We start from the raw sequence: 21,893 nt of genomic DNA, 5'->3' as shown, positions 1-21,893 counted from the left end.
CGTCGGCTGACTAGCTTGCAGAGCCGCTCATCTTCCCCCGAATTCCCCCGAGGACGATTTTCGATGAAGCACTCCGCCGCCAAGACCCTCGGTGTCGCCGCTCTCGGTGCCGCTTTCGCCGCGACCGCCGCCGGAAACGCGTCCGCGGTCGTCAGCCCCACCTCCGCCGGCCTTGAGGCCACGAACAAGGTGCTGCCGATGGCCATGCCGCTCGCGGGTGCCGCCATCGAGCAGCTCCCCGGCCAGGCCATGGAGACGGTGGGCACCGCTCAGGGCCTCACCGGCGCCATCCAGGGCCTGCCCGTCGACCCGGCCGTGGTGACCGGCCTCCTCGGCGGCCTGCCCGTCGGCGGCAGCCTGCCGGCCGCCGGTCTCTGAGTCCGGAGACCGGTCCCGTACGACGAACGGGGCGCGCGACCTCATGGTCGCGCGCCCCGTTCGCGTAAGCCGACGGATCACCAGGCCGGCTTGGCGGCCTTCTCCGACGGCAGCAGTATCCACAGGGCCAGGTACAGCAGGAACTGCGGGCCGGGCAGCAGGCACGACACGAGGAAGATCACCCGCATCGTCGTCGCGGAGGTGCCGAAGCGCCGGGCCAGCGCAGCGCACACTCCGCCGATCATGCGGCCTTGGCTGGGGCGGACAAGTGCGGCCATGGTGGGCTCCTTGGTGACGGGGTGAGTCATCGTCCTTGCCTCCATACTCACCCGCCCAAGCGGGTCAAAGCGTCGGACTACGGGGCGATCCCGACCCTGGGAATCGTCGGGGTCGCACCCTGAGAGGTCTCCTCCCGGCGGACCGGACGCCCCCGGCGCGCCCCCCGCCGCAGCCGCGCCCGCGCGGCCGGCACCACGGCCAGGTGCGCCAGCGCCACCCCCACGGTGTTCAGCAGCAGTGCGTCCACGTCCACCACCCGCCCCGGCACCACGGTCTGCAGCAGCTCGATGGCCAGCGACATCAGCGCGCCGGCCGCGACCGTACGGGCCAGCGAGGCCCACGGCGAGACGTCCAGCCGGCCGCCCGCCATCGGCAGCAGCACACCGAGCGGGGCGAGGAGCAGCAGGCCCTCGCCGATCCGGCGCGCGGCCTCGGCGGCTCCGAGCGCCAGGTCCGCCTTGATGCCCGCGAACGGCTCGAGGTTGTCGGCGTTCACCCACATCACGTCCAGTGGCCGGAGCGTCAGCCATCCCACCAGCACCAGGTGCGCGAGAAGCAGGACGAACCCCACCGCGCGGAAGCCGATGCGGAACCGGATGGCGGCACTGCCGCCCGAACCTTGACGCTGCACGCCCCCCAAGACGCGCCCACCGGCAGGATCGGTTCCGCTCACGTCCAGCCGTACCCGGGCAGCCGTCCGAGCAGCCGCGTCAGGACGCGGACGCCTCCGCCGTCGGCTCCACCGACTCCGGACGCTCCTTGACCGCCTCCGTACACGCGTACCGCCGCGCCGGACGGTCCCCGGGCCCGCCCAGGACGACCGTGTCGCCCCCGGCGGTGGTCGCGGCGTTCTCCGCGTACGTGCACACCAGCTGCGACAGCGCCGCCGGCGGCAGGTCGTCGGGCTGCCGGCTCAGCCGCAGCGCCCGCGCCGGATCACCCTCCCGGCCCGCCGAGACGCTCAGCGGCGGCTGTACGTACGTGACGAAACCCGCCTGCCGCTCGCTCGCCGACGGCTCGGCCGACAGCTGGGCCAGCAGCGCACCGGCCACCGCCACGCGGCTGTCGCGGCCCTTCACGACGGGCGCCTCGTCGGCCGTGCGCCGCACCGGCTCCAGACCGGACGCGCACACCAGGTACACCGTCACCGGCAGGCCCTGCCGCCCCTCGGCCCCGGCCGCGTCGGAGCCGGAGCCGGAGCCGGAGTCGGAGTCGGATTCGGAGAGGGTGCACGGCATCCGCGAGGGCGCGGCACCCGCGTCGACCGGGACCGTCGGCCGGATCCCGCAGCCGGCGGCGAGGGCGGCGACCGCGGCGGCACCCGCGAGCACGCCCGCGCCCCGCCGCCACCGCTTACGCGTCCTCATGCCCGCCGCCATGTCCGCCGCCCTTCTGCTGTTCGTCCTCGCCGAGGGGGGTCCGCGACGCGTCGCGCGGCAGCCGCAGCACGAACACCGCGCCGTCGCCGTCGGGAGAGTTCGCCGCCGTGATGTCACCGCCGTGGATCAGCGCGTTCTCCATCGCGATCGACAGGCCGAGGCCGCTGCCCTCGGAGCGCGGCCGGGAGGCGCTCGCCTTGTAGAACCGGTCGAAGACGTGCGGCAGCACGTCCTCGGGGATGCCGGGGCCGTGGTCGCGCACCTCGATGAGGAGGTCGTCGCCCTCCGTCCGCACCGCCACCCGCACCGGCGAACCGCCGTGCTTGAGGGCGTTGCCGATGAGGTTCGCGAGGATCACGTCCAGGCGGCGCGGGTCGAGCCGCGCCATGAGGCCGCGCTCGGCGTCCAGCTCGACCGCGTCCAGCCACGCGCGCGTGTCGATGCAGGCGGTGACCTGGTCGGCCACGTCCACGTCGTCCAGCACGAGCCGGGCCGTACCGGCGTCGAAGCGGGTGACCTCCATCAGGTTCTCGACCAGCGTGTTGAGCCGCCGCGTCTCGCTGACCACCAGGGCCACGGCCGGCGCGATCATCGGGTCGAGGCCGTCCTGCTCCTCTTCCAGGACCTCGGTCACGGCGGTCAGCGCGGTCATCGGCGTCCGCAGCTCGTGCGACATGTCGGCGACGAAGCGGCGGCTCGACTCCTCCCGCGCGCTCATGTCCGCGACCTTCTTCTGGAGGCTTTCGGCGGCCGCGTTGAACGTCCGCGACAGCTCCGCCAGTTCGTCCGTGCCCGACACCCGCAGCCGTGTGTCCAGCTTGCCCTCGCCGAGCCGCCGCGCCGCCTCCCCGAGCCGGTGCACCGGCTTCAGCACGGTCGTGGCCGCCGCCTGCGCGAGCAGCGCGGAACCCAGCAGCGCCAGCAGCGTGGCTATGCCCAGCGACCAGGCCAGCGAGTTGAGGTCCTGCCGCTCCGGATCCAGCGACTTGAACATGTACCCGGTCGCTCCGCCGCCCACGATCCGCGTACCGCCCACCAGGTAGGGCGTCTGGCCGCGCGTCGTGCGCTGCCAGAACAGGTGGTACGCGTACGGATTGCCGTCGTTGACCTCGTGCCGCTCGTCCACCGCCGCCCGCAGCGCCTGCGGTACGTCGTCCAGCGTGAACCGGTCCGGGTCGGAGACCCCGACGATCGGCTTGCCCGCGTCCCGCTCGGCCAGCAGCACCACGCCGTACCCGACTCCGTTGGACGACATCTCCTCGGCGGTGCGCCGCAGCTCCTCCTCGGTGGGCCGCAGCGGCAGCGAGGCGGCCCGGTTCTGCATCTCCTGGCGGAAGTCGTTCAACGCCGAGTTCTGCGTCCGCGTCAGCACGGCCTCGCGGTTCAGCCAGTACGCGATGCCGGACGCGGACACGGCGGCGGTCAGCGCGACGAGCGCGAAGACGACCACCATGCGCAGCCGCAGGCTCGTCCAGCGAAGAGGTCTCACGAAGGTACGTCCAGCCGGTAGCCCACACCCCGCACCGTGCGGATCAGGGTCGGCGACGACGGCACGTCCTCGACCTTCGCCCGCAGCCGCTGCACGCACGCGTCCACCAGCCGCGAGTCGCCCAGGTAGTCGTGCTCCCACACCAGCCGCAGCAGCTGCTGGCGCGACAGCGCCTGGCCCGGCCGGCGGCTCAGCTCCAGCAGCAGCCGCAGCTCGGTCGGGGTGAGCTGGAGGTCCTCGCCGTTCTTCGTCACGGTCATCGCCGACCGGTCGATCACCAGCGACCCGAACGTCGCCGAGTCCGTCGACTCGCGCTCACCGCGCCGCAGCACCGCCCGGATACGGGCGTCCAGTACCCGGCCCTGCACCGGCTTGACGACGTAGTCGTCCGCACCGGACTCCAGACCCACCACGACGTCGATGTCGTCGCTGCGCGCCGTCAGCAGGATGATCGGCAGCTGGTCGGTGCGCCGGATGCGCCGGCACACCTCGAAGCCGTCGATGCCGGGCAGCATCACATCCAGCACGATCAGGTCCGGCCGCTGCTCGCGCAGCAGTTTCAGGCCGTCCTCGCCCGTCGCCGCGGTGGCCACTTTGTGGCCCTGGCGTGACAGCGAGAGTTCGAGGGCCGTGCGGATGGCGTCGTCGTCCTCGATCAGCAACAGGAAAGGCACGCCGTCATTCTGTCCCATGGTGGAGGGGCAGTTCGACCGCCCGTCGCCCCGCGGCCGGCCCCCGGCCGCTGTGACAGGTCTGTGACAGTCGGCGGACACCGCTATGAAGTCGCCCGGGCAAGCTTTTTCGCACCGGACCGAAACAGACTCCAACCGACGGGGGGCGTGAGATGAACGCAGTGCTCAGCACCGGCACCACCTCGAACGCAGTTGTCACGCGTCTCCACGACGTCACGCGGAGCACCGAGAAGTCCGGTGCCGTGAACGGGCGGGGGTGCGTTCGCGGCGCCGGACGTCAGCACAAGTCGCCGTACATGGCGGCCGTGCCTGACGGGGGAGGGTCGTACAGGGAGGCCACGGGGGAGCGGCCGAGCCGTACGGAGGCCGCGGATGCCGAAGCGGCGTTCTCCGCCTACGTACGCGAACGCCGCGCCTCCCTGTACGCCACGGCCTACCACCTCACCGGTGACCGTTTCGAGGCCGAGGACCTGCTGCAGAGCGCGCTGTTCTCGACGTACCGCGCCTGGGACCGCATCACCGACAAGGCGGCGGTCGGCGGCTACCTGCGCCGCACCATGACGAACCTGCACATCAGCGCCTGGCGGCGGCGGAAGATCGACGAGTACCCGACGGAGGAGCTGCCCGAGTCCGCCGGCGACAGCGACGCGATGCGCGGCACCGAACTGCGCGCGGTGCTCTGGCAGGCGCTGGCCCGGCTGCCCGAACTGCAGCGCACCATGCTGGTCCTGCGCTACTACGAGGGCCGTACGGACCCGGAGATCGCGGAGATCCTCGACATCAGCGTCGGCACGGTCAAGTCGAGCATCTGGCGCTCCCTGCGCCGGCTGCGCGAGGACGACGTCCTCGGCTTCGGCCGTGACCAGGAGGAGTCCTTCGGCCAGCTCGTGGCCTGAGGGAACGGGGGGCCCGCCGCGCGGCCTCGGGGGAGGCGGCGGCGGGTCATGGGTACGGGGGTGCCCACAACAGGGGGGACACGGGGGTACGGGGGAGGGGGGGGGGGGGGGGGGGGGGGGGGGGGGGGGGAGGGGGTGCACAACCCCCCCCCCCCCCCCCCCCCCCCCCCCCCTCCCCCGTACCGGTGTCTACGCCGTCGCCGAGGGCGTGGGGGTAGGGGCGCGGTCCGCCGCGGCGGTCACGCGTACGAGGGCCTCGGGCTGGTCGCAGGGGTGCGCGCCCAGGGCCGTCTGGCGGGCCACGATGGAGCGCTCGGCGCGCATCAGCCGCCAGCCCCTGCGCAGCAGGAACGGCATCGACTTGCGGCCCTCGCGCAGGTCGCGCACCAGCCGGCGGCGGAACGTCGTGGACGGGCGGCCGCGCAGGCACAGCGCGTCGGCCAGGACGCCGAGCTCCCGGCAGCGCGCCACGATGTCCGCCGCGAAGATGCCCTCGGCCACGAACAGCGGTGCGCGCGCGATGTCGAGGACGTCGCGGCCGACGCGCGCACTGGTGGCGATGTCGTAGACCGGGACGTCCGTACGACCGGTGGCGCACAGCTTCGTGATCGCCGCCACCGCGGCGTCGGCGTCCCAGGACGACGGGGAGTCCCAGTCGATGTCGGGGCTGCCCGGGACGAGCGGGAGCGTCGGGTCGTCGGCCTCCTTGTAGAAGTCGTCGAGGCGCAGCACCGGGAGGCCGGTCCGGGCCGCGAGGGAGGACTTGCCGGAGCCGGACGGTCCCGCGAGCAGCACGACGCGGGCCTGAAGGGGATGGGAACTCACGGGACACCAGTCTGAGGCATGCACCCGTGCGGGGGACCCCGCCGGGCACCCGTTGGTATCGAGCATCACATCTCGCATACGCTGCGTGGTCGTTCGGTTGCGCTCGACACACACGCGGCAGGAGCCCCTCCCATGGCACGACACACCCTTCTCCAGGCCGGGCTGACCCTCTCCGCCCTCGGCGCCGCGCTGGGCGTCGCGGGGGGCACGGCGCACGCGGTCCCGACCCCGGTGGGCGAGCTCGACACGGCGGCGGCGATGCAGGGGGTGCAGGCGGCCACCCCGCACGTGGTGGGCGCCGCCAAGAACCTGAAGATCAACCCGCTCGCCCAGACCGGTGTCGACCCGCTCAACAACGGTGTCGGCACGCAGGTCGGCGACTTCCAGCCGGTGAGCACCACCAGCATGACGGGCTCGCTGACCAGCGCCCCGAACCTGCCGGTGGCCGGACCGCTGGTGGGCGGCGCGCTGCCGGGCTAGGACGGCGCCCGGCTCCCCGTACGAGAACGGCCCCGCGCTCCCCCGGACGGAGGGGAGGCGGGGCCGTCCGCACAGGGGGCCCGTCGGACAGGGGGCCCGTCAGTACGAGGAGCCCGAGGCGCCCAGCGAACCCGTGGGGTGCCAGACCGTCTTGGTCTCCAGGAACGCGGTCAGGCGGCGCGTGCCCGGGTCGGCCGTGAAGTCCTCGCCGTCCACGGCCGCGGGGCGCAGCACCCGCTTGAGGTTGTCCGCGGCGGCGATCTCCAGCTCCCGCGCCAGCTCCGCATCCGCGCCCGTCAGGTCGAGGGCGTTGACGTCCTGGTGGGCGGCGAGCGGCCCGGCGATCTCGGCCGTACGGCCCGACAGGACGTTGACGACACCGCCCGGCAGGTCCGAGGTGGCCAGGACCTCGCCCAGCGACAGGGCGGGCAGCGGGGCCTTCTCGGAGGCGATGACGACCGCGGTGTTCCCGGTGGCGATGACGGGCGCGACGACCGACACCAGGCCCAGGAACGACGACTCCTGGGGCGCGACGACCGCGACCACGCCCGTCGGCTCCGGCGTCGACAGGTTGAAGAACGGGCCCGCGACCGGGTTCGCCCCGCCCACGATCTGCGCGATCTTGTCCGTCCAGCCCGCGTACCAGACCCAGCGGTCGACGGCCGCCTCGACGGCCTCGGCCGCCTGCGCCTTCGACAGGCCCTCCGCGTGCGCGACCTCGCGGACGAACTGGCCCTTGCGGCCCTCCAGCATCTCGGCGACGCGGTAGAGGATCTGGCCGCGGTTGTACGCCGTCGCGCCCGACCAGCCGCCGAACGCCTTGCGCGCCGCCACGACCGCGTCCCGCGCGTCCTTGCGCGACGACAGCGGGGCGTTCGCCAGCCACTTGCCCTTGGAGTCCGTCACCTCGTACACCCGGCCGCTCTCGCTGCGGGGGAACTTGCCCCCGACGTACAGCTTGTAGGTCTTGAAGACGCTCAGACGGTTCTGTTCGGTCTTGTCAGACATCGAGGTACGCCTCCAGGCCGTGGCGGCCGCCCTCGCGGCCGAAGCCCGACTCCTTGTAGCCGCCGAAGGGCGAGGTCGGGTCGAACTTGTTGAACGTGTTGGCCCAGACGACGCCCGCGCGGAGCTTGTTCGCCACCGCGAGGATGCGGGAGCCCTTCTCCGTCCAGATGCCGGCGGACAGGCCGTACTGGCTGTTGTTGGCCTTCGCGACGGCCTCGTCCGGGGTGCGGAAGGTCAGCACCGACAGGACCGGTCCGAAGATCTCGTCACGGGCGATGGTGTGCGCCTGCGTGACGCCCGTGAAGAGCGTCGGCGCGAACCAGAAGCCGTGCGAAGGCAGCTCGCAGGCGGGGGACCAGCGCTCGGCGCCCTCCGCCTCGCCGGTGTCGGCGAGGGCCTTGATGCGGGCCAGCTGCTCGGCGGAGTTGATCGCGCCGATGTCGGTGTTCTTGTCCAGCGGGTCGCCGAGGCGCAGCGTGGACAGCCGGCGCTTGAGGGCGTCCAGCAGCTCGTCCTGGAGGGACTCCTGGACGAGGAGGCGGGAGCCCGCGCAGCAGACCTGGCCCTGGTTGAAGAAGATGCCGGTGACGATGCCCTCGACGGCCTGGTCGATGGGCGCGTCGTCGAAGACGATGTTGGCGCCCTTGCCGCCCAGCTCCAGGGTGAGCTTCTTGCTCGTGCCCGCGACCTGGCGGGCGATGGCCTTGCCGACGGCGGTGGAGCCGGTGAAGGCGACCTTGTCGACGCCCGGGTGCTCGACGAGCGCGGCGCCGGCGTCCCCGTAACCCGGCAGGATGTTGACGACGCCCTTCGGCAGGCCCGCCTGGCGGCAGATGTCCGCGAAGAAGAGCGCGGAGAGCGGGGTGGTCTCGGCCGGCTTGAGGACGACCGTGTTGCCGGCGGCGAGCGCCGGGGCGATCTTCCACGCGAGCATCAGCAGCGGGAAGTTCCACGGGATGACCTGGCCCGCGACACCGAGGGGGCGCGGGTTCGCGCCGTAGCCCGCGTGGTCGAGCTTGTCGGCCCAGCCCGCGTAGTAGAAGAAGTGCGCGGCGACCAGCGGGAGGTCCGCGTCGCGGGTCTCCTTGATCGGCTTGCCGTTGTCCAGGGTCTCCAGGACGGCGAGCTCGCGGCTGCGCTCCTGGATGATCCGGGCGATGCGGAAGAGGTACTTCGCGCGCTCGGCGCCCGGCAGCGCCGACCACTTCTCGAACGCCTTGCGGGCGGCCTTCACGGCCCGGTCGACGTCCTCGGTCCCGGCCTGGGCGACCTCGGAGAGGACCTCCTCGGAGGAGGGCGAGATCGTCTTGAAGACCTTGCCGTCCGCGGCCTCGGTGAACTCGCCGTCGATGAACAGGCCGTAGGACGGCGCGATGTCGACGACCGAGCGGGACTCGGGTGCGGGTGCGTACTCGAACTTGGTCATGGTGATCAGTCCACCGTCACGTAGTCGGGACCGGAGTAACGTCCGGTGGCCAGCTTCTGACGCTGCATCAGCAGGTCGTTGAGCAGGCTCGAGGCGCCGAACCGGAACCAGTGGTTGTCCAGCCAGTCCTCGCCCACGGTCTCGTTGACCAGGACCAGGAACTTGATGGCGTCCTTGGTCGTGCGGATGCCGCCCGCGGGCTTCACCCCGACCTGCACCCCGGTCTGCGCGCGGAAGTCGCGCACCGCCTCCAGCATGAGCAGCGTGTTGGCGGGGGTGGCGTTGACGCCCACCTTGCCCGTCGAGGTCTTGATGAAGTCGGCCCCGGCGATCATGCCGAGCCAGGAGGCGCGGCGGATGTTGTCGTACGTCGACAGCTCGCCGGTCTCGAAGATGACCTTCAGCCGCGCCCGCTCGCCGCAGGCCTCCTTCACGGCCCGGATCTCCTCGTAGACCTTCAGGTAGTCGCCCGCGAGGAACGCGCCGCGGTCGATCACCATGTCGATCTCGTCCGCCCCGGCCTCGACGGCGTCCCGCGTGTCCGCGAGCTTGACGTCGAGGGCGGCGCGGCCGGCCGGGAAGGCGGTCGCGACGGAGGCGACCTTGACGTCCGTGCCGGTCAGGACGGCCTTGGCGGTGGCCACCATGTCGGGGTACACGCACACCGCGGCGGTGCGCGGGGTGGTGCGGTCGGTCGGGTCGGGGTTGACGGCCTTGCCGGCGAGCGCCCGGACCTTGCCCGGGGTGTCCGCGCCTTCGAGCGTCGTCAGGTCGATCATCGAGATGGCCAGGTCGATGGCGTACGCCTTGGCCGTGGTCTTGATCGAACGGGTACCGAGTGACGCGGCGCGCGCTTCGAGGCCGACGGGGTCCACACCGGGCAGCCCGTGGAGGAAGCGGCGCAGTGTGCTGTCGGACGCGGTCACGTCAGCGAATGCGGAGAGGGTGGTGGGCATGGTCACCACTGGAGCATATCTACGCGCGTAGCGGCCTGTACAGCCCCGTATCCGGGGCTGTGGAAAACCCCTGGTGGCAGCGGTGGACACGGGGAGCGTGAGCGCTGTCACACGCCTGTGACAGGGAGCGGACGACTCCCCCACACAAGATCCATAACTTTGTTCGTGCAGCCCCGCCCCACACTCAACGGCCACACCGACGAGGCAAGGCAGGCATGCGGCTCTTCCATCCGAAAACCGACCTGTTCACAGGAGTCGTTATGCGTTCCGCCCTTCGCACCGCCCTTGCCACCGCCGTCCTCGCCGGCATCGCCCTGACCCCGGCCGTCACCGCCGGCGCCGCCTTCGCGGCGGACGGCACCGCGCCGGCCGCCGGCGCCCACAACGCCGACACGAAGGCCGGCGACAGCAAGACCGCCGAGCGCGTGCACGTGCGGACCGAGCAGCTGCTGGCCGGTGTGGTCGCCGAGGTCTACAAGAAGGGCGACGGCCGCTTCGTCGCCGAGTTCTCCAAGGACGGCAAGCTCCTCGGCAGCCTCACGAGCGGCGACAAGGTCGTCAGGGGCCGGTTCGCCAACGTGGGCGTCGAGCTCAGCCCGAACGGCCACCTGCTGGCCTTCCTGACCACCCCGGGCTCCCAGGGCGAGCTGATCAAGACCCACATCCTCCCCAAGGAGATGGTCGCCCACGTGTTCAAGGTCAGCGACGAGGTCTACTCCGCGGAGATCGTCAAGGGCGCCGACTCCGTGGGCGCCCTCAAGGCCGGCACGGCGGACTTCCTCATGCCGCAGGACTGGAAGGTCTTCGACGGGGTCAAGGTGACCCTGAAGGCGGACGGCACCCTCACCTGGAGCCTGCTCGACGAGGGCGGCAAGGGTGACAGCGGCAAGGGTGAGGACGGCAAGGGTGAGGACGGCAAGGGCGACGCCGCCAAGGGCACCTTCGTCCGTGACGAGACCCTCTCCGACGGCACCCTCGTCAAGATCTACAAGGTCGCCGTCCGGCACTACCGCGGCGAGTCCTTCGTCAACGGCCACTCCATCGGCGTCGTCGACGCCAACGCCCGCTCGGCCGCCGGCAACAACAACGGCAGCTTCTTCGTCCTGAACCCGGACGGCTCCACCCACCACTGGGTCGGCAACTTCACCACCGGCGGCAAGCCCGGCCAGTACAAGCTCGCCGACGGCACCGTCCTGGAGCTCGGCAAGAAGGACGGCATGTACGGCCTCCAGCTGGTGGAGAACGGCAAGGGCCGCGGCTTCACCTACACCAACGGCGAGGCCCGCCGGGTCTTCTTCTACGGCGCCTCCGTCGTCGTACTGGAGCAGGACGGCGGCATCGCGGCCTACCACCTCAAGGGCGGCAAGCAGGGCGCGCCCGTCTTCCTCGGCAAGGGCGCCGCCCAGACCACCGGCGGCGCCACGCCGCAGGGCGGCACCACCGGCAAGGCGTCCACGCAGCAGACCTCCGCCACCACCCAGACCACCATCGTGCCCAAGGGCGGCGTCGCCGCCGGCGCCGAGGTCGAGGAGGGCGACCACCTGCTGGTCGTCGCCGGTGCGGGCGCCGCCGCCGTCACCGCCGCCGGGCTCGGCTTCGTCGCCCTGCGCCGCCGCACCGGCGCCGGCACCCGCGCCTGACCACCCCACCCCCACCGGGCGGGCCGCCGCACCCCGCGGCGGCCCGCCCGGGCCCGTACCACCCGTCCACCGTCCCCCTGGAGCCCGCCCATGCCCGCCGTCGCCGCCGTACCCCGCCGCATCGCCGCCGTGCTGCTCGCCCTCGCCGCCCCGGCCGCCCTCGCCGGCTGCGGTACGCCCGCGGCGGGCGGCCCCGCGAAGACGGCCACCCCGCCGGCCCACATCGAGCCGGCCACCGCCGCCCCGGCGGCCGTCCAGGGCAGGCAGGCCGCCCCCCTGGCCCGGTCCAAGCCGGTACGCGTGCGCGTGCCCGCGGCCGGTGTCGACACCGGGCCCGTACTGGACCTCGGTCTCGCCGCCGACGGCACCGTCGAGGTCCCCTCCGTCGCCGACGCCGACAAGATCGGCTGGTACGACAAGGGGGTGACGCCCGGCGAGACCGGACCGGCCGTGCTGATCGGCCACTTCGACACCGAGAAGGGCCCCGCCGTCCTCAAGAACGTCGCCAAGGTGCGCACGGGCGACGAGATCAGCGTCCAGCGGGCCGACGGCACCACCGCCGTCTTCCGCGTACGCGAGCTGGAGCAGGTCGACAAGAAGGCGTTCCCGACCGCCAAGGTGTACGGCGACACCACCCGGCCCGAGCTGCGCCTGATCACCTGCGGCGGCGAACTCGTCGACGGGCACCGCCCCGACAACATCATCCTGTACGCCGATCTCGTCGCGTGAGCCCGCGCGGGGTGAGGCAGAATCGGCCGCATGACGAGCCCACAGCAGCCCGAGCCCGCCGCCGACCGGTCCTACCGCTCGCCCCTGGCGATCGTGGGCGGCCTCCTGTTGCTCGCGTTCGCCGCCTGGATCGGCGGTGACGCCCTCATCCGCGGCGAAGGGCGGGCCCGCTGGGTCGCGCTCGCGGCGCTGCTCCTCGTCGTGCCGCTCATCGCGGCCTTCACCTTCCGGCCGGTCGTGCGCGCGAACCACGACCGGATGATCGTGCGCAACCCGTTCCGCACCATCGAGCTCCCCTGGGCGGCGGTCTCCACCGTGCGCGCCGGATACTCCAGTGAGGTCTTCACCAAGAGCGGGACCAAGTACCAGCTCTGGTCGATACCCGTCTCCCTGCGGGAGCGGAAGCGCGCCGCCCGCCTCCAGGACCGCGCGGCGGCGAAGTCCGGCGGCGCCCCGAACCCCGTCGCCGACGCCATGGGTGCCGACCGCAGCATCGCCGAGCTGCGCCAGCTGGCCGAGCAGTGCGCGGACCGGCCCACCGCGCAGGGCGAACCGCGCGTGCGCTGGGCGTACGAGGTCATCGCGACCTCGCTCGTGGGCCTGGTGCTGCTGGTGGTGCTCACCACCACCGCGTAACGGCCCGTCCGTCACGGTCCGCCCGTCACCGTCCGTCCGTCACGGCGGCCCGGGCCACACCAGCAGCATGTACGCGCCCAGCCACGCCGACACCAGCACCGCCCCGCCCAGCACCAGCCCCACCACCACCCGCCGCGCCCGGCACACCGCCAGGGCGAACGGCAGCAGCAGCGGGAAGCCGGGCACCAGGAAGCGGGCTCGCGGGAAGTAGACCCCGCCGCTGCCCAGGACGACGAGCAGCAGCACCCCGCTGAAGACCAGCAGCACCAGCGGCTGCCGCTCCGCCAGGCACAGCACGTACGCCGCCGCCGACAGCACCAGCACCGCCGAGACGGCGACCAGGAACAGCTGCGGGTTCCTGTCGTACACGAGGAGGTACCGCAGCTCGCGCAGGGTGCCCGCGCCGCCGTCCCATGCGTTGCGCCACAGCCGCTGCACGGCGAAGTAGCCGTCCCAGCGGCCGATCCGGGCGCCCACCCAGGCCACGTAACCGAGCCAGCCCAGGGGGGCCGCGCAGGCGGCGGCGAGCGGCGCCCCACGCCGGGTGCGCGCCGCGGCGAGCAGGCCGGCCACCGACACCGCCGCCGCCACCGCGATCCCGGTGGGCCGGGTCAGCCCCGCCAGCACGGCGAGGGCACCCGCCGCGTACCAGCGCCCGGTCAGCACGGCGTACAGCGCCCAGGCGGCGAGCGCCGTGAACAGCGACTCCGTGTACCCCATCCACTGGACGACCGCCACCGGCAGGGCACCCCACAGGACGGCCAGTACGGTGCCCGCGCGGCGCCCGTGCAGATGGGCGCCGACGGCGAACACCCCCCATGCCGCGACCAGCGAGAAGCCGACCGCGAGCACCAGCGCCACCGACGCGCGTGAGCCGGGCGTGACGCCCGCGACGGCCTTGATCAGCACCGGGTAGAGGGGGAAGAACGCCAGGTTGTTGGCGTTGTACGCGGTGCCGAGGGAGTCCTGGTAGCCGTGGTCGGCGATGCCCAGGTACCAGTCCGAGTCCCAGGACGTGGCGAGCGTCGGCCAGACGCCGTGCCCCTTCAGATGGGCCCAGCGGGCCAGGACGAGCAGCCCGAAGAGCCGCACCGTCAGATAGCCGACCAGGGCGGGCGCGGCGTACCGGAGGGACCGGGCGGTCCGCTCCCGGACGCGTACGGCCGCCGGGGACGGGGGCCGCCGGGACGCGGGGACGGTCGGGCGGGCGGTGATCGCCGACGGCGGCACGGTGGGACTCCCAAGAGGCTCGGCTGCGCTATGGGGGTCACCCTGCTCGGCGGCCCGGGGTGCGTATCGGAGCCGTGCGTCACCTGCCGTACGAGAATCACCCGCAAGAGGGCCCGTACGGAGAGCTCGGCGAAGCTCTCCGTACGGGCCCTCTCAAGGGTGGCCGGCTCAGATACCGGCGGCGGCCGCCAGGTCGCGCTTCAGCGCGCCCAGGACGTCACCGGCCTTGGCCCGCGCGTCGGCCAGTCCGCTCGCGTCGGCGACCGGGACGACGACCTCCAGGTAGCACTTCAGCTTCGGCTCGGTGCCGGACGGGCGCACGATCACGCGCGCCGTGAAGGCACCCTCCAGGTAGTACCGCAGCCCGTCCGTGGGCGGCAGCGCCTCGCTGCCCTCGTTCAGGTCCTCGGCGGAGGTCACCGTCAGCCCGGCGAGCGCGGTGGGCGGCTGCTCGCGCAGCCGGCGCATGGCGTTCGCGATGATGCTCAGGTCCTCCACGCGCACCGACAGCTGGTCCGTGGCGTGCAGGCCGTGCGCGACGGCCAGGTCGTCCAGCAGGTCCGTGAGCGTACGGCCCTGCTCCTTGAGGACCGAGGCCAGCTCGGCGACGAGCAGCGCCGCCGTGATGCCGTCCTTGTCGCGGACGCCCTCGGGGTCGACGCAGTAGCCGAGCGCCTCCTCGTAGCCGTACGCCAGGCCCTCCACGCGCGCGATCCACTTGAAGCCGGTCAGCGTCTCCTCGTACGGCAGCCCGGCCGCCTCCGCGATCCGGCCCAGCAGCGACGACGACACGATCGACTCGGCGAAGGTGCCCCGGGCGCCCTTGCGGACGAGGTGGGCGGCGAGCAGCGCGCCGACCTGGTCGCCGTGGAGCATCCGCCAGCCGCCCGCAGCGGAGTCGTCCGGGACGGCGACGGCGCAGCGGTCGGCGTCCGGGTCGTTGGCGATGACGATGTCCGGACCGGCCTCGCGCGCCTTCGCGAAGGCCAGGTCCATCGCGCCCGGCTCCTCGGGGTTCGGGAACGCGACGGTCGGGAAGGCCGGGTCGGGCTCGGCCTGCTCCTCGACGAGCACCGGCGCGGGGAAACCGGCCCGCTCCCAGGCGGCGAGGACGACGTCCTTGCCGACGCCGTGCATGGCCGTGTAGACGACGTTCGCGGTCCGGGGGGACCCGGGGCTCAGGACGGCGTCCGTACGCGCCAGGTAGGCCTCCAGGACCTCGTCCCCGAGGGTCTCCCAGCCGGACTCCGGACGCGGTACGTCGGCGAGGCGCGCGACGGCCGCGATCTCGGCCGCGATCTCGGCGTCGGCGGGCGGCACGATCTGTGAGCCGTCGCCCAGGTAGACCTTGTAGCCGTTGTCGCGCGGCGGGTTGTGGCTCGCGGTCACCTCGACACCGGCGACCGCGCCCAGGTGCCTTATGGCGTACGCCAGGACGGGCGTCGGCAGCGGCCGCGGCAGCACGGCGGCGCGCAGCCCCGCGCCCGTCATCACGGCGGCGGTGTCCCGCGCGAAGTCGGCCGACTTGTAGCGGGCGTCGTAGCCGATGACGACCAGGCCGCCCTCCTGGCCCTTGCCCTTCAGGTACGCGGCGAGGCCGGCGGCGGCCCGGATGACCACGGAGCGGTTCATCCGCATGGGCCCGGCACCCAGCTCACCGCGCAGCCCGGCCGTCCCGAACTGCAGCGTGCCGCCGAACCGGTCCGCGAGCGCGTCGAGGTCACGGGCCTCGATGAGCTTGGCCAGCTCGTCGCGGGTCTCGCTGTCCGGGTCCTCGGCCAGCCATGCCTCCGCCTGCGCGATGAGGTTCTGCTGCACGGTGGTCTGCCTCTCTGGGAGTCGTACGGATTGGTCTGCGCTACGGGTACCCCGCCCCGGGGCGGAGCAGGGCGCGGCCCCGGACCGCTGAGAGTTCCGGGGCCGCCTGGCCCGTCGCGTAGGACGGGGGTGGTACTAGATCCTGTCCAGGACCCGCGTGAGCAGCTCGCCCATGCGGGCGGCCGAGTCGCGGCCCGCCTGGAGGACCTCCTCGTGGTTGAGGGGCTCACCCGAAAGGCCCGCGGCCAGATTGGTGACGAGGGAGATGCCGAGCACCTCGGCGCCCGCCTCGCGGGCCGCGATGGCCTCCAGGACCGTGGACATGCCGACGAGGTCGCCGCCCATCACGCGGACCATGTTGATCTCGGCCGGGGTCTCGTAGTGCGGGCCGGGGAACTGGACGTACACGCCCTCCTCCAGCGTCGCGTCGACCTCCTTGCACAGCGCGCGCAGGCGCGGCGAGTACAGGTCGGTCAGGTCCACGAAGTTGGCGCCCACGATGGGGGAGGTCGCCGTGAGGTTGATGTGGTCGCTGATCAGGACCGGCTGGCCGGGGCGCATGCCCTCGCGCAGGCCGCCGCAGCCGTTGGTCAGCACGACCGTCTTGCAGCCGGCGGCGACGGCGGTGCGCACACCGTGGGCGACGGCGGCCACGCCGCGGCCCTCGTAGAAGTGCGTACGGCCCAGGAAGAGCAGCGCCCGCTTGTCGCCGATGCGGTACGAGCGGATGCGGCCGCCATGGCCCTCGACGGCCGGCGGCGGGAAGCCGGGGAGCTCCGTGACCGGGAACTCGGCCTCGGGGGCGCCGAGCGCGTCGACGGCCGGCGCCCAGCCGGAGCCCATCACGAGGGCGACGTCGTGGGTCTCGGCGCCGGTCAGCTCGCGCAGGCGCGCGGCGGCGTCGGCGGCGGCGGCGTAGGGGTCGCCCTGGAGGTGGTCCGGGGTGGCAGTTGCGTTCACAGAGTCTCTCGCCTCGCGAAGTAACAGTCGCCCCGGACCGCTGCGCGGGGCCGGGGGCCGGGGGCGGGCCCCGGAAAAACACGTACGGACAAGAGCGTAGCCCGAGATTGCCTACGCGCGTAGATGACGATGCCCACGGAGCTCGGATCGTTGCCTTGTCGTTTCCGACAAGAGCCGGCCGGGAGCGCCGCGGCAGTGCCTCCGCGGCGCCCGGGCGGCTTCCGGCAGCGCCTCAGCAGGGGCGCTTGCGCAGCTCCATCACGTAGTCGTGGGGCGCGCCCGCCGACTCGGCGGCGTCCGCGATCTCGCCCAGGTAGCGCGCGGAGGGCAGGCCGCCCTCGTAGCCGTTCAGGACGTAGACCCAGGCCGGCTCCTCGCCGTCCAGGGTGTGCACCCGCACCCGCATGCGCCGGTAGATGTCCAGGCCGACGCCCTCCCACCGGTCCATGGAGTCCTCGTCCATCGGCGCGATGTCGTACAGCGCGACGAAGACCTGCGAGCGCGGCGCCTCGACGATCGTGGCGAGGGCGCCCTCCCAGCCCATCTGCTCACCGCCGAAGGTCAGCCGCCAGCCGTTGAGCCAGCCCGTGCCGCGCAGCGGGGAGTGCGGGGCGCGGCGGGTCATCAGCCGCGCGTCGAGGTTGCCGGCGTACGCGGCGTAGAGCGACATGGGTCCGAGGGTACGGGAGCGGCCCGGGCGGGCGCTGTTCCCCGTGGGGCGGCCACCTGATCGGGACCCGCCCGGCACCCGCCCCACGGCCCGGGCACGGCCCGGCCACCGCCCGGGCACGGCGCGGCCGCGGCGCGACCGGGACCCGACGGGAAGCCGCGCGGAGGGTGCGGGACAATGGGCTACGTACTCCATCCCTGCCGTGACGAGAGCGCGAGGCGTAACCCCAGTGACCCGGATCGTGATCATCGGTGGCGGACCCGGCGGATACGAGGCGGCCCTGGTGGCCGCCCAGCTCGGCGCGGAGGTGACCGTCGTGGACCGCGACGGCCTCGGCGGAGCGTCCGTCCTGACCGACTGCGTCCCCTCGAAGACCCTCATCGCCACGGCCGAGGTGATGACCACCTTCGACTCCTCGCACGAGGAGCTCGGCATCATCGTCGCGGACGACACCCCGCACATCGACCAGCCCGCCCGGATCGTCGGCGTGGACCTCGGCAAGGTCAACCGCCGCGTCAAGCGGCTCGCCCTCGCCCAGTCCCACGACATCACCGCCTCCGTCACGCGGGCCGGCGCCCGCGTGCTGCGCGGCCGCGGCCGGCTCGACGGCCGCCAGGCCGTGGACGGCTCCCGCCAGGTCATCGTCACGGCCGCCGACGGCAGCGAGGAGACCCTCACCGCCGACGCCGTCCTGATCGCGACCGGCGGCCACCCGCGCGAGATCCCGGACGCCCTGCCCGACGGCGAGCGCATCCTCAACTGGACGCAGGTGTACGACCTCACCGAGCTCCCCGAGGAGCTCATCGTGGTCGGTTCCGGTGTCACCGGCGCCGAGTTCGCGGGCGCATACCAGGCGCTCGGCTCGCGCGTCACGCTCGTCTCGTCCCGGGACCGGGTGCTGCCGGGCGAGGACCCGGACGCCGCCGCCGTCCTGGAGGACGTCTTCCGGCGCCGCGGCATGAACGTGATGGCCCGCTCCCGCGCGGCCTCCGCCAAGCGCGTCGGCGACCGCGTCGAGGTCACCCTCGCCGACGGCCGGGTCATCTCCGGCACCCACTGCCTGATGGCGGTCGGCGCCGTCCCCAACACCGAGGGCATGGGCCTGGAGGAGGCCGGCGTACGGCTCAGGGACTCCGGCCACATCTGGACCGACCGGGTCTCGCGCACCTCGGCGCCGGGCGTCTACGCCGCCGGTGACGTCACCGGCGTCTTCGCACTCGCCTCGGTCGCCGCCATGCAGGGCCGCATCGCCATGTACCACTTCCTCGGCGACGCGGTGACCCCGCTCAACCTCAAGACCGTCTCCGCGAACGTCTTCACCGACCCAGAGATCGCCACGGTGGGTTACACCCAGGCCGACGTCGACGCCGGGAAGATCGACGCCCGGGTCGTGAAGCTGCCGCTGCTGCGCAACCCGCGCGCCAAGATGCAGGGCATCCGGGACGGCTTCGTGAAGATCTTCTGCCGTCCGGGCACGGGCATCGTGGTCGGCGGCGTGGTCGTCGCCCCGCGCGCCAGTGAGCTGATCCACCCGATCTCGATCGCGGTCGACAACAATCTGACCGTCGAACAGATCGCAAACGCTTTCACCGTGTACCCGTCGCTGTCGGGCTCGATCGCCGAGGTGGCACGGCAGTTGCACACCCGGAAGACGACCGCCGAGGCGTAACGCCCCCCGGTCACCGGGACAACACCCGGCAACCCCCGGCAAGTCGGGACATCGACCGGTCGAGGCCGATCGTCGTACGTACACGGACGGGGCCGCCCATACCACTTGGCGGCCCCGTCTGTTCGCATCTTCTCGTATTCGGTGCATACGGCTGCAAACGCCCGCGTGCTGGGGTTACTGTCAGTTTCGTGTTCGCTGCAGAACGTCGCCAGTTGATCCTCGAAATGGTGCGCGCCAACGGGGCGGTATCGCTCCGTGAGCTCGCCCGCGTCGTCCAGACCTCCGAAGTGACCGTACGGCGTGACGTGCGGGCCCTGGAGGCCGAAGGACTCCTCGACCGCCGGCACGGCGGTGCGGTACTGCCGGGCGGTTTTACGCGAGAGTCCGGCTTCCCGCAGAAATCCCATCTCGCGACCGCGGAGAAGACGGCCATCGCCGACGCCGCCGCGGCCCTCGTCGAAGAGGGCGAGGCCATCGTCGTCGGCGCCGGGACGACCACGCAGGAGCTGGCCCGCCGGCTCGCCCGCGTCCCCGGACTGACCGTCGTCACCAACTCCCTGCTGGTGGCGCAGGCGCTCGCGCACGCCAACCGCGTCGAGGTCGTCATGACCGGCGGCACCCTGCGCGGCTCCAACTACGCGCTGGTGGGCAGCGGGGCCGAGCAGTCCCTCCAGGGGCTGCGGGTCTCGCGGGCGTTCCTGTCCGGGAGCGGTCTGACGGCCGAGCGGGGCCTGTCCACGTCCAACATGCTGTCGGCGAGCGTCGACCGGGCGCTGGTGCAGGCGGCGGCGGAGGTCGTGGTGCTGGCCGACCACACGAAGCTCGGCACGGACACGATGTTCCAGACCGTGCCGACGGACGTGATCACGCGGCTGGTCACCGACGAGCCGCCCGCCCATGACGAGCGCGCCGCCACGGAGCTCCAGGCCCTCGCGGACCAGGGCGTCCAGCTCACGGTCGCGAGCTCCGGCTCCGCCGGAGCCTCGGACGCCTCCCCGCCGGGCCGCCCGCCGCGCCGGGACGTGCCCCTGCCGGGCCAGCGCGGCGCCCGGCACCCGGGTGGCCCCCTGCGCTCGGCCGCGTCGGCCTCCCTGTCCGCGGACGACCGCGCCGCGGAGCGCGGCGCCCGGGTGGCGGACCTGCGGCGCCGCTGAGCGCGCGGGGCGAGCCCCCGTACGCGGTTCGCGCGGGGCGAGCCCCGCACGCGGTTACGCCTTCAGGCCGCGCAGGGTCAGCCGCAGCAGGCGGTCCGCCAGCTCCGGGTCGTCCGGGGACTGCTCCGCCGCCAGGGCGATCGCGTTCGTCAGCTGCATGAGGTCGTCGATCGAGACGCCCTCCCGTACGGAGCCGCTGCTCACGGCCCGGTCCAGCAGGCGGGCGCCCGCCTGGCGCAGCGGTACGTTGCACTCCGACAACGCCGAACTCCGGTCGTGCGACGCCGACATCAGCGCGCTCGCCAGGCCGCGGTACTCGCCTGCGTGCGTGATGATGGCGCGCAGCCAGACGACCAGCGCCTCGCACGGCTGCTCCGCGTCGGCGAGCTGCCGTGAGCGCTCCAGCAACGAGCCCAGCGCCTCCTGGAAGACCGCGCCCATCAGCGCGTGCCGGTTCGGGAAGTGCCGGTACAGCGTGCCGATGCCCACCCCCGCGCGGCGTGCGATGTCCTCCAGCGACGCGTCGGTGCCGTGCTCGGCGAAGGCGGAGCGCGCCTCCGACAGCAGCCGCTCGTAGTTACGGCGCGCGTCCGCCCGCATGGGGCGCGCCGAGCCCGGTGGCGTACCCGGTGCCGTGCCCGCTGCCGTACTGGTCGTCATGGCGCCTCCTCCCTGCTCCGCCGTGTGTCTCCAGCATGCCATCGCCCAGCCGGAGGCCCTCTCCGCATGCGGAAGGGGCCCGCCGGTCACGACCGGCAGGCCCCTTCGCAGGAAGACGTACGGACGTCAGTCCTTGATTTCGCAGATGGGGGCGCCGGAGGTGAGGGAGGCGCCGACTTCGGCGGTGAGGCCCTTGATGGTGCCCGCGCGGTGGGCGTTGAGGGGCTGTTCCATCTTCATGGCTTCGAGGACGACGATGAGGTCGCCTTCCTTGACTTCCTGGCCCTCTTCGACGGCGACCTTGACGATGGTGCCCTGCATGGGGGAGGTGAGGGTGTCGCCGGAGGCGGCGGAGGCGGACTTCTTCGCGGCGCGGCGCTTGGGCTTGGCACCGGCGGCCAGGCCCGTGCGGGCCAGGCTCATGCCCAGCGACGAGGGGAGGGAGACTTCCAGGCGCTTGCCGCCGACCTCGACGACGACCGTCTCACGGCCGGCTTCGTCCTCGGTCTCCTCCGCACCGGCGGGGGCGGCGAAGGGCTTGATGTCGTTGACGAACTCGGTCTCGATCCAGCGGGTGTGGACCGTGAAGGGGCCCTCGGCCGGGGCGAAGGCGGGGTCGGTGACGACCTTGCGGTGGAAGGGGATGGCGGTGGCCATGCCCTCGACCTGGAACTCCTCCAGCGCGCGGGCGGCGCGCTGCAGCGCCTGCTGGCGGGTGGCGCCGGTGACGATGAGCTTGGCGAGCAGGGAGTCCCAGGCGGGGCCGATCACGGAGCCGGACTCGACACCGGCGTCGAGGCGGACACCGGGGCCCGACGGGGGGTTGAAGGTGGTGACGGTGCCGGGGGCCGGGAGGAAGTTGCGGCCGGGGTCTTCGCCGTTGATGCGGAACTCGAAGGAGTGGCCGCGCAGCGGCGGG

Annotated in this window: 23 protein-coding genes; 8 read left to right on the top strand and 15 right to left on the bottom strand. The window is 73.0% G+C overall.

Features of this window, described 5'->3' with window-relative positions; translation table 11 throughout:
• The first annotated feature begins 63 nt into the window (after positions 1-63).
• Positions 64-378 carry a hypothetical protein gene (locus ACZ42X_RS25565; protein WP_468294498.1) on the top strand — a complete coding sequence of 105 codons (315 nt, stop codon included), beginning with the start codon at positions 64-66 and terminating at the stop codon, positions 376-378.
• A 77-nt stretch (positions 379-455) separates the two neighbouring features.
• Here the strand turns inward: ACZ42X_RS25565 and ACZ42X_RS25560 are convergent, their stop codons facing one another.
• From ACZ42X_RS25560 to afsQ1, 5 genes are all read right to left on the bottom strand, one after another.
• On the bottom strand, positions 456-656 hold the full coding sequence (locus ACZ42X_RS25560; RefSeq protein ID WP_361420856.1) for a PspC domain-containing protein: 201 nt from the start codon (positions 654-656) through the stop codon (positions 456-458).
• Positions 657-733: 77 nt separating this feature from the next.
• Complete coding sequence (locus ACZ42X_RS25555; protein ID WP_468294495.1) at positions 734-1,288, bottom strand: VanZ family protein; 555 nt, start codon at positions 1,286-1,288, stop codon at positions 734-736.
• A 79-nt stretch (positions 1,289-1,367) separates the two neighbouring features.
• Positions 1,368-2,024 (bottom strand): hypothetical protein, encoded by a 657-nt coding sequence (locus tag ACZ42X_RS25550; RefSeq protein ID WP_468294493.1) that lies wholly within the window; start codon positions 2,022-2,024, stop codon positions 1,368-1,370.
• Positions 2,011-3,489 carry an ATP-binding protein gene (locus tag ACZ42X_RS25545; protein WP_468295180.1) on the bottom strand — a complete coding sequence of 493 codons (1,479 nt, stop codon included), beginning with the start codon at positions 3,487-3,489 and terminating at the stop codon, positions 2,011-2,013. Before ACZ42X_RS25545 ends, ACZ42X_RS25550 begins: the two co-directional genes overlap by 14 nt.
• A gap of 32 nt (positions 3,490-3,521) precedes the next feature.
• Positions 3,522-4,199, bottom strand: a complete 678-nt coding sequence (gene afsQ1, locus ACZ42X_RS25540) for a two-component system response regulator AfsQ1 (RefSeq protein WP_361420847.1) — start codon at positions 4,197-4,199, stop codon at positions 3,522-3,524.
• Positions 4,200-4,369: 170 nt separating this feature from the next.
• Between afsQ1 and ACZ42X_RS25535 the strand changes: the two genes are divergently transcribed.
• The gene (locus ACZ42X_RS25535; RefSeq protein WP_468294490.1) at positions 4,370-5,113 is read left to right on the top strand and encodes a SigE family RNA polymerase sigma factor; all 744 of its coding nucleotides are present in this window, start codon (positions 4,370-4,372) and stop codon (positions 5,111-5,113) included.
• Between the two features lie 189 nt (positions 5,114-5,302).
• Here the strand turns inward: ACZ42X_RS25535 and ACZ42X_RS25530 are convergent, their stop codons facing one another.
• Positions 5,303-6,004, bottom strand: a complete 702-nt coding sequence (locus tag ACZ42X_RS25530) for a uridine kinase family protein (RefSeq protein WP_468294487.1) — start codon at positions 6,002-6,004, stop codon at positions 5,303-5,305.
• Between the two features lie 66 nt (positions 6,005-6,070).
• Between ACZ42X_RS25530 and ACZ42X_RS25525 the strand changes: the two genes are divergently transcribed.
• Positions 6,071-6,418 carry a hypothetical protein gene (locus tag ACZ42X_RS25525; RefSeq protein ID WP_468294484.1) on the top strand — a complete coding sequence of 116 codons (348 nt, stop codon included), beginning with the start codon at positions 6,071-6,073 and terminating at the stop codon, positions 6,416-6,418.
• A gap of 99 nt (positions 6,419-6,517) precedes the next feature.
• Here ACZ42X_RS25525 and ACZ42X_RS25520 read toward each other — a convergent pair whose 3' ends face one another.
• The 3 genes from ACZ42X_RS25520 to deoC are packed head-to-tail and all read right to left on the bottom strand — an operon-like array spanning position 6,518 to position 9,808.
• On the bottom strand, positions 6,518-7,426 hold the full coding sequence (locus ACZ42X_RS25520) for an aldehyde dehydrogenase family protein (RefSeq protein WP_468294481.1): 909 nt from the start codon (positions 7,424-7,426) through the stop codon (positions 6,518-6,520).
• Complete coding sequence (locus tag ACZ42X_RS25515) at positions 7,419-8,852, bottom strand: aldehyde dehydrogenase family protein (RefSeq protein ID WP_468294478.1); 1,434 nt, start codon at positions 8,850-8,852, stop codon at positions 7,419-7,421. Before ACZ42X_RS25515 ends, ACZ42X_RS25520 begins: the two co-directional genes overlap by 8 nt.
• Positions 8,853-8,857: 5 nt before the next feature.
• The gene (gene deoC / locus ACZ42X_RS25510) at positions 8,858-9,808 is read right to left on the bottom strand and encodes a deoxyribose-phosphate aldolase (protein WP_468295177.1); all 951 of its coding nucleotides are present in this window, start codon (positions 9,806-9,808) and stop codon (positions 8,858-8,860) included.
• A 260-nt stretch (positions 9,809-10,068) separates the two neighbouring features.
• Between deoC and ACZ42X_RS25505 the strand changes: the two genes are divergently transcribed.
• The 3 genes from ACZ42X_RS25505 to ACZ42X_RS25495 all read left to right on the top strand — a co-directional run bounded on the left by ACZ42X_RS25505 (position 10,069) and on the right by ACZ42X_RS25495 (position 12,813).
• Positions 10,069-11,448, top strand: a complete 1,380-nt coding sequence (locus tag ACZ42X_RS25505; RefSeq protein ID WP_468294475.1) for a hypothetical protein — start codon at positions 10,069-10,071, stop codon at positions 11,446-11,448.
• Between the two features lie 90 nt (positions 11,449-11,538).
• Positions 11,539-12,177, top strand: a complete 639-nt coding sequence (locus tag ACZ42X_RS25500) for a class F sortase (protein WP_468294472.1) — start codon at positions 11,539-11,541, stop codon at positions 12,175-12,177.
• Positions 12,178-12,207: 30 nt separating this feature from the next.
• Complete coding sequence (locus ACZ42X_RS25495; RefSeq protein WP_468294469.1) at positions 12,208-12,813, top strand: PH domain-containing protein; 606 nt, start codon at positions 12,208-12,210, stop codon at positions 12,811-12,813.
• 39 nt (positions 12,814-12,852) lie between these two features.
• Here the strand turns inward: ACZ42X_RS25495 and ACZ42X_RS25490 are convergent, their stop codons facing one another.
• From ACZ42X_RS25490 to ACZ42X_RS25475, 4 genes are all read right to left on the bottom strand, one after another.
• Positions 12,853-14,043 (bottom strand): hypothetical protein, encoded by a 1,191-nt coding sequence (locus ACZ42X_RS25490; RefSeq protein ID WP_468294466.1) that lies wholly within the window; start codon positions 14,041-14,043, stop codon positions 12,853-12,855.
• A 168-nt stretch (positions 14,044-14,211) separates the two neighbouring features.
• The gene (locus tag ACZ42X_RS25485) at positions 14,212-15,861 is read right to left on the bottom strand and encodes a phospho-sugar mutase (protein WP_468294463.1); all 1,650 of its coding nucleotides are present in this window, start codon (positions 15,859-15,861) and stop codon (positions 14,212-14,214) included.
• 135 nt (positions 15,862-15,996) lie between these two features.
• A complete protein-coding gene (locus ACZ42X_RS25480; RefSeq protein WP_468294460.1) occupies positions 15,997-16,821 on the bottom strand; it encodes a purine-nucleoside phosphorylase in 825 nt (274 codons plus the stop codon).
• A 232-nt stretch (positions 16,822-17,053) separates the two neighbouring features.
• On the bottom strand, positions 17,054-17,491 hold the full coding sequence (locus ACZ42X_RS25475; RefSeq protein WP_071965776.1) for a gamma-glutamylcyclotransferase family protein: 438 nt from the start codon (positions 17,489-17,491) through the stop codon (positions 17,054-17,056).
• On the opposite strand from ACZ42X_RS25475, the gene ACZ42X_RS25470 reads away from it, so the two are divergent.
• Together ACZ42X_RS25470 and ACZ42X_RS25465 are read left to right on the top strand one after the other, a co-directional pair.
• Positions 17,490-19,160, top strand: coding sequence for an NAD(P)H-quinone dehydrogenase (locus ACZ42X_RS25470; RefSeq protein WP_468294457.1), 1,671 nt, complete (start codon positions 17,490-17,492; stop codon positions 19,158-19,160). The two genes, ACZ42X_RS25475 and ACZ42X_RS25470, sit on opposite strands and share 2 nt — an antisense overlap.
• 188 nt (positions 19,161-19,348) lie before the next feature.
• Positions 19,349-20,314 (top strand): DeoR/GlpR family DNA-binding transcription regulator, encoded by a 966-nt coding sequence (locus ACZ42X_RS25465; protein WP_468294454.1) that lies wholly within the window; start codon positions 19,349-19,351, stop codon positions 20,312-20,314.
• Between the two features lie 54 nt (positions 20,315-20,368).
• Here the strand turns inward: ACZ42X_RS25465 and ACZ42X_RS25460 are convergent, their stop codons facing one another.
• The gene (locus ACZ42X_RS25460) at positions 20,369-20,974 is read right to left on the bottom strand and encodes a TetR/AcrR family transcriptional regulator (RefSeq protein WP_468294451.1); all 606 of its coding nucleotides are present in this window, start codon (positions 20,972-20,974) and stop codon (positions 20,369-20,371) included.
• A 126-nt stretch (positions 20,975-21,100) separates the two neighbouring features.
• The coding region (locus ACZ42X_RS25455) for an acyl-CoA carboxylase biotin carboxyl carrier protein subunit (protein WP_468294448.1) at positions 21,101-21,893 on the bottom strand (793 nt) is incomplete at its 5' end.

The sequence above is a fragment of the Streptomyces sp. NPDC030862 genome, from assembly GCF_055571835.1.
The sequence above is the reverse complement of the archived record's forward strand: the minus strand, read 5'-3'. Positions and strand labels throughout refer to the sequence as shown.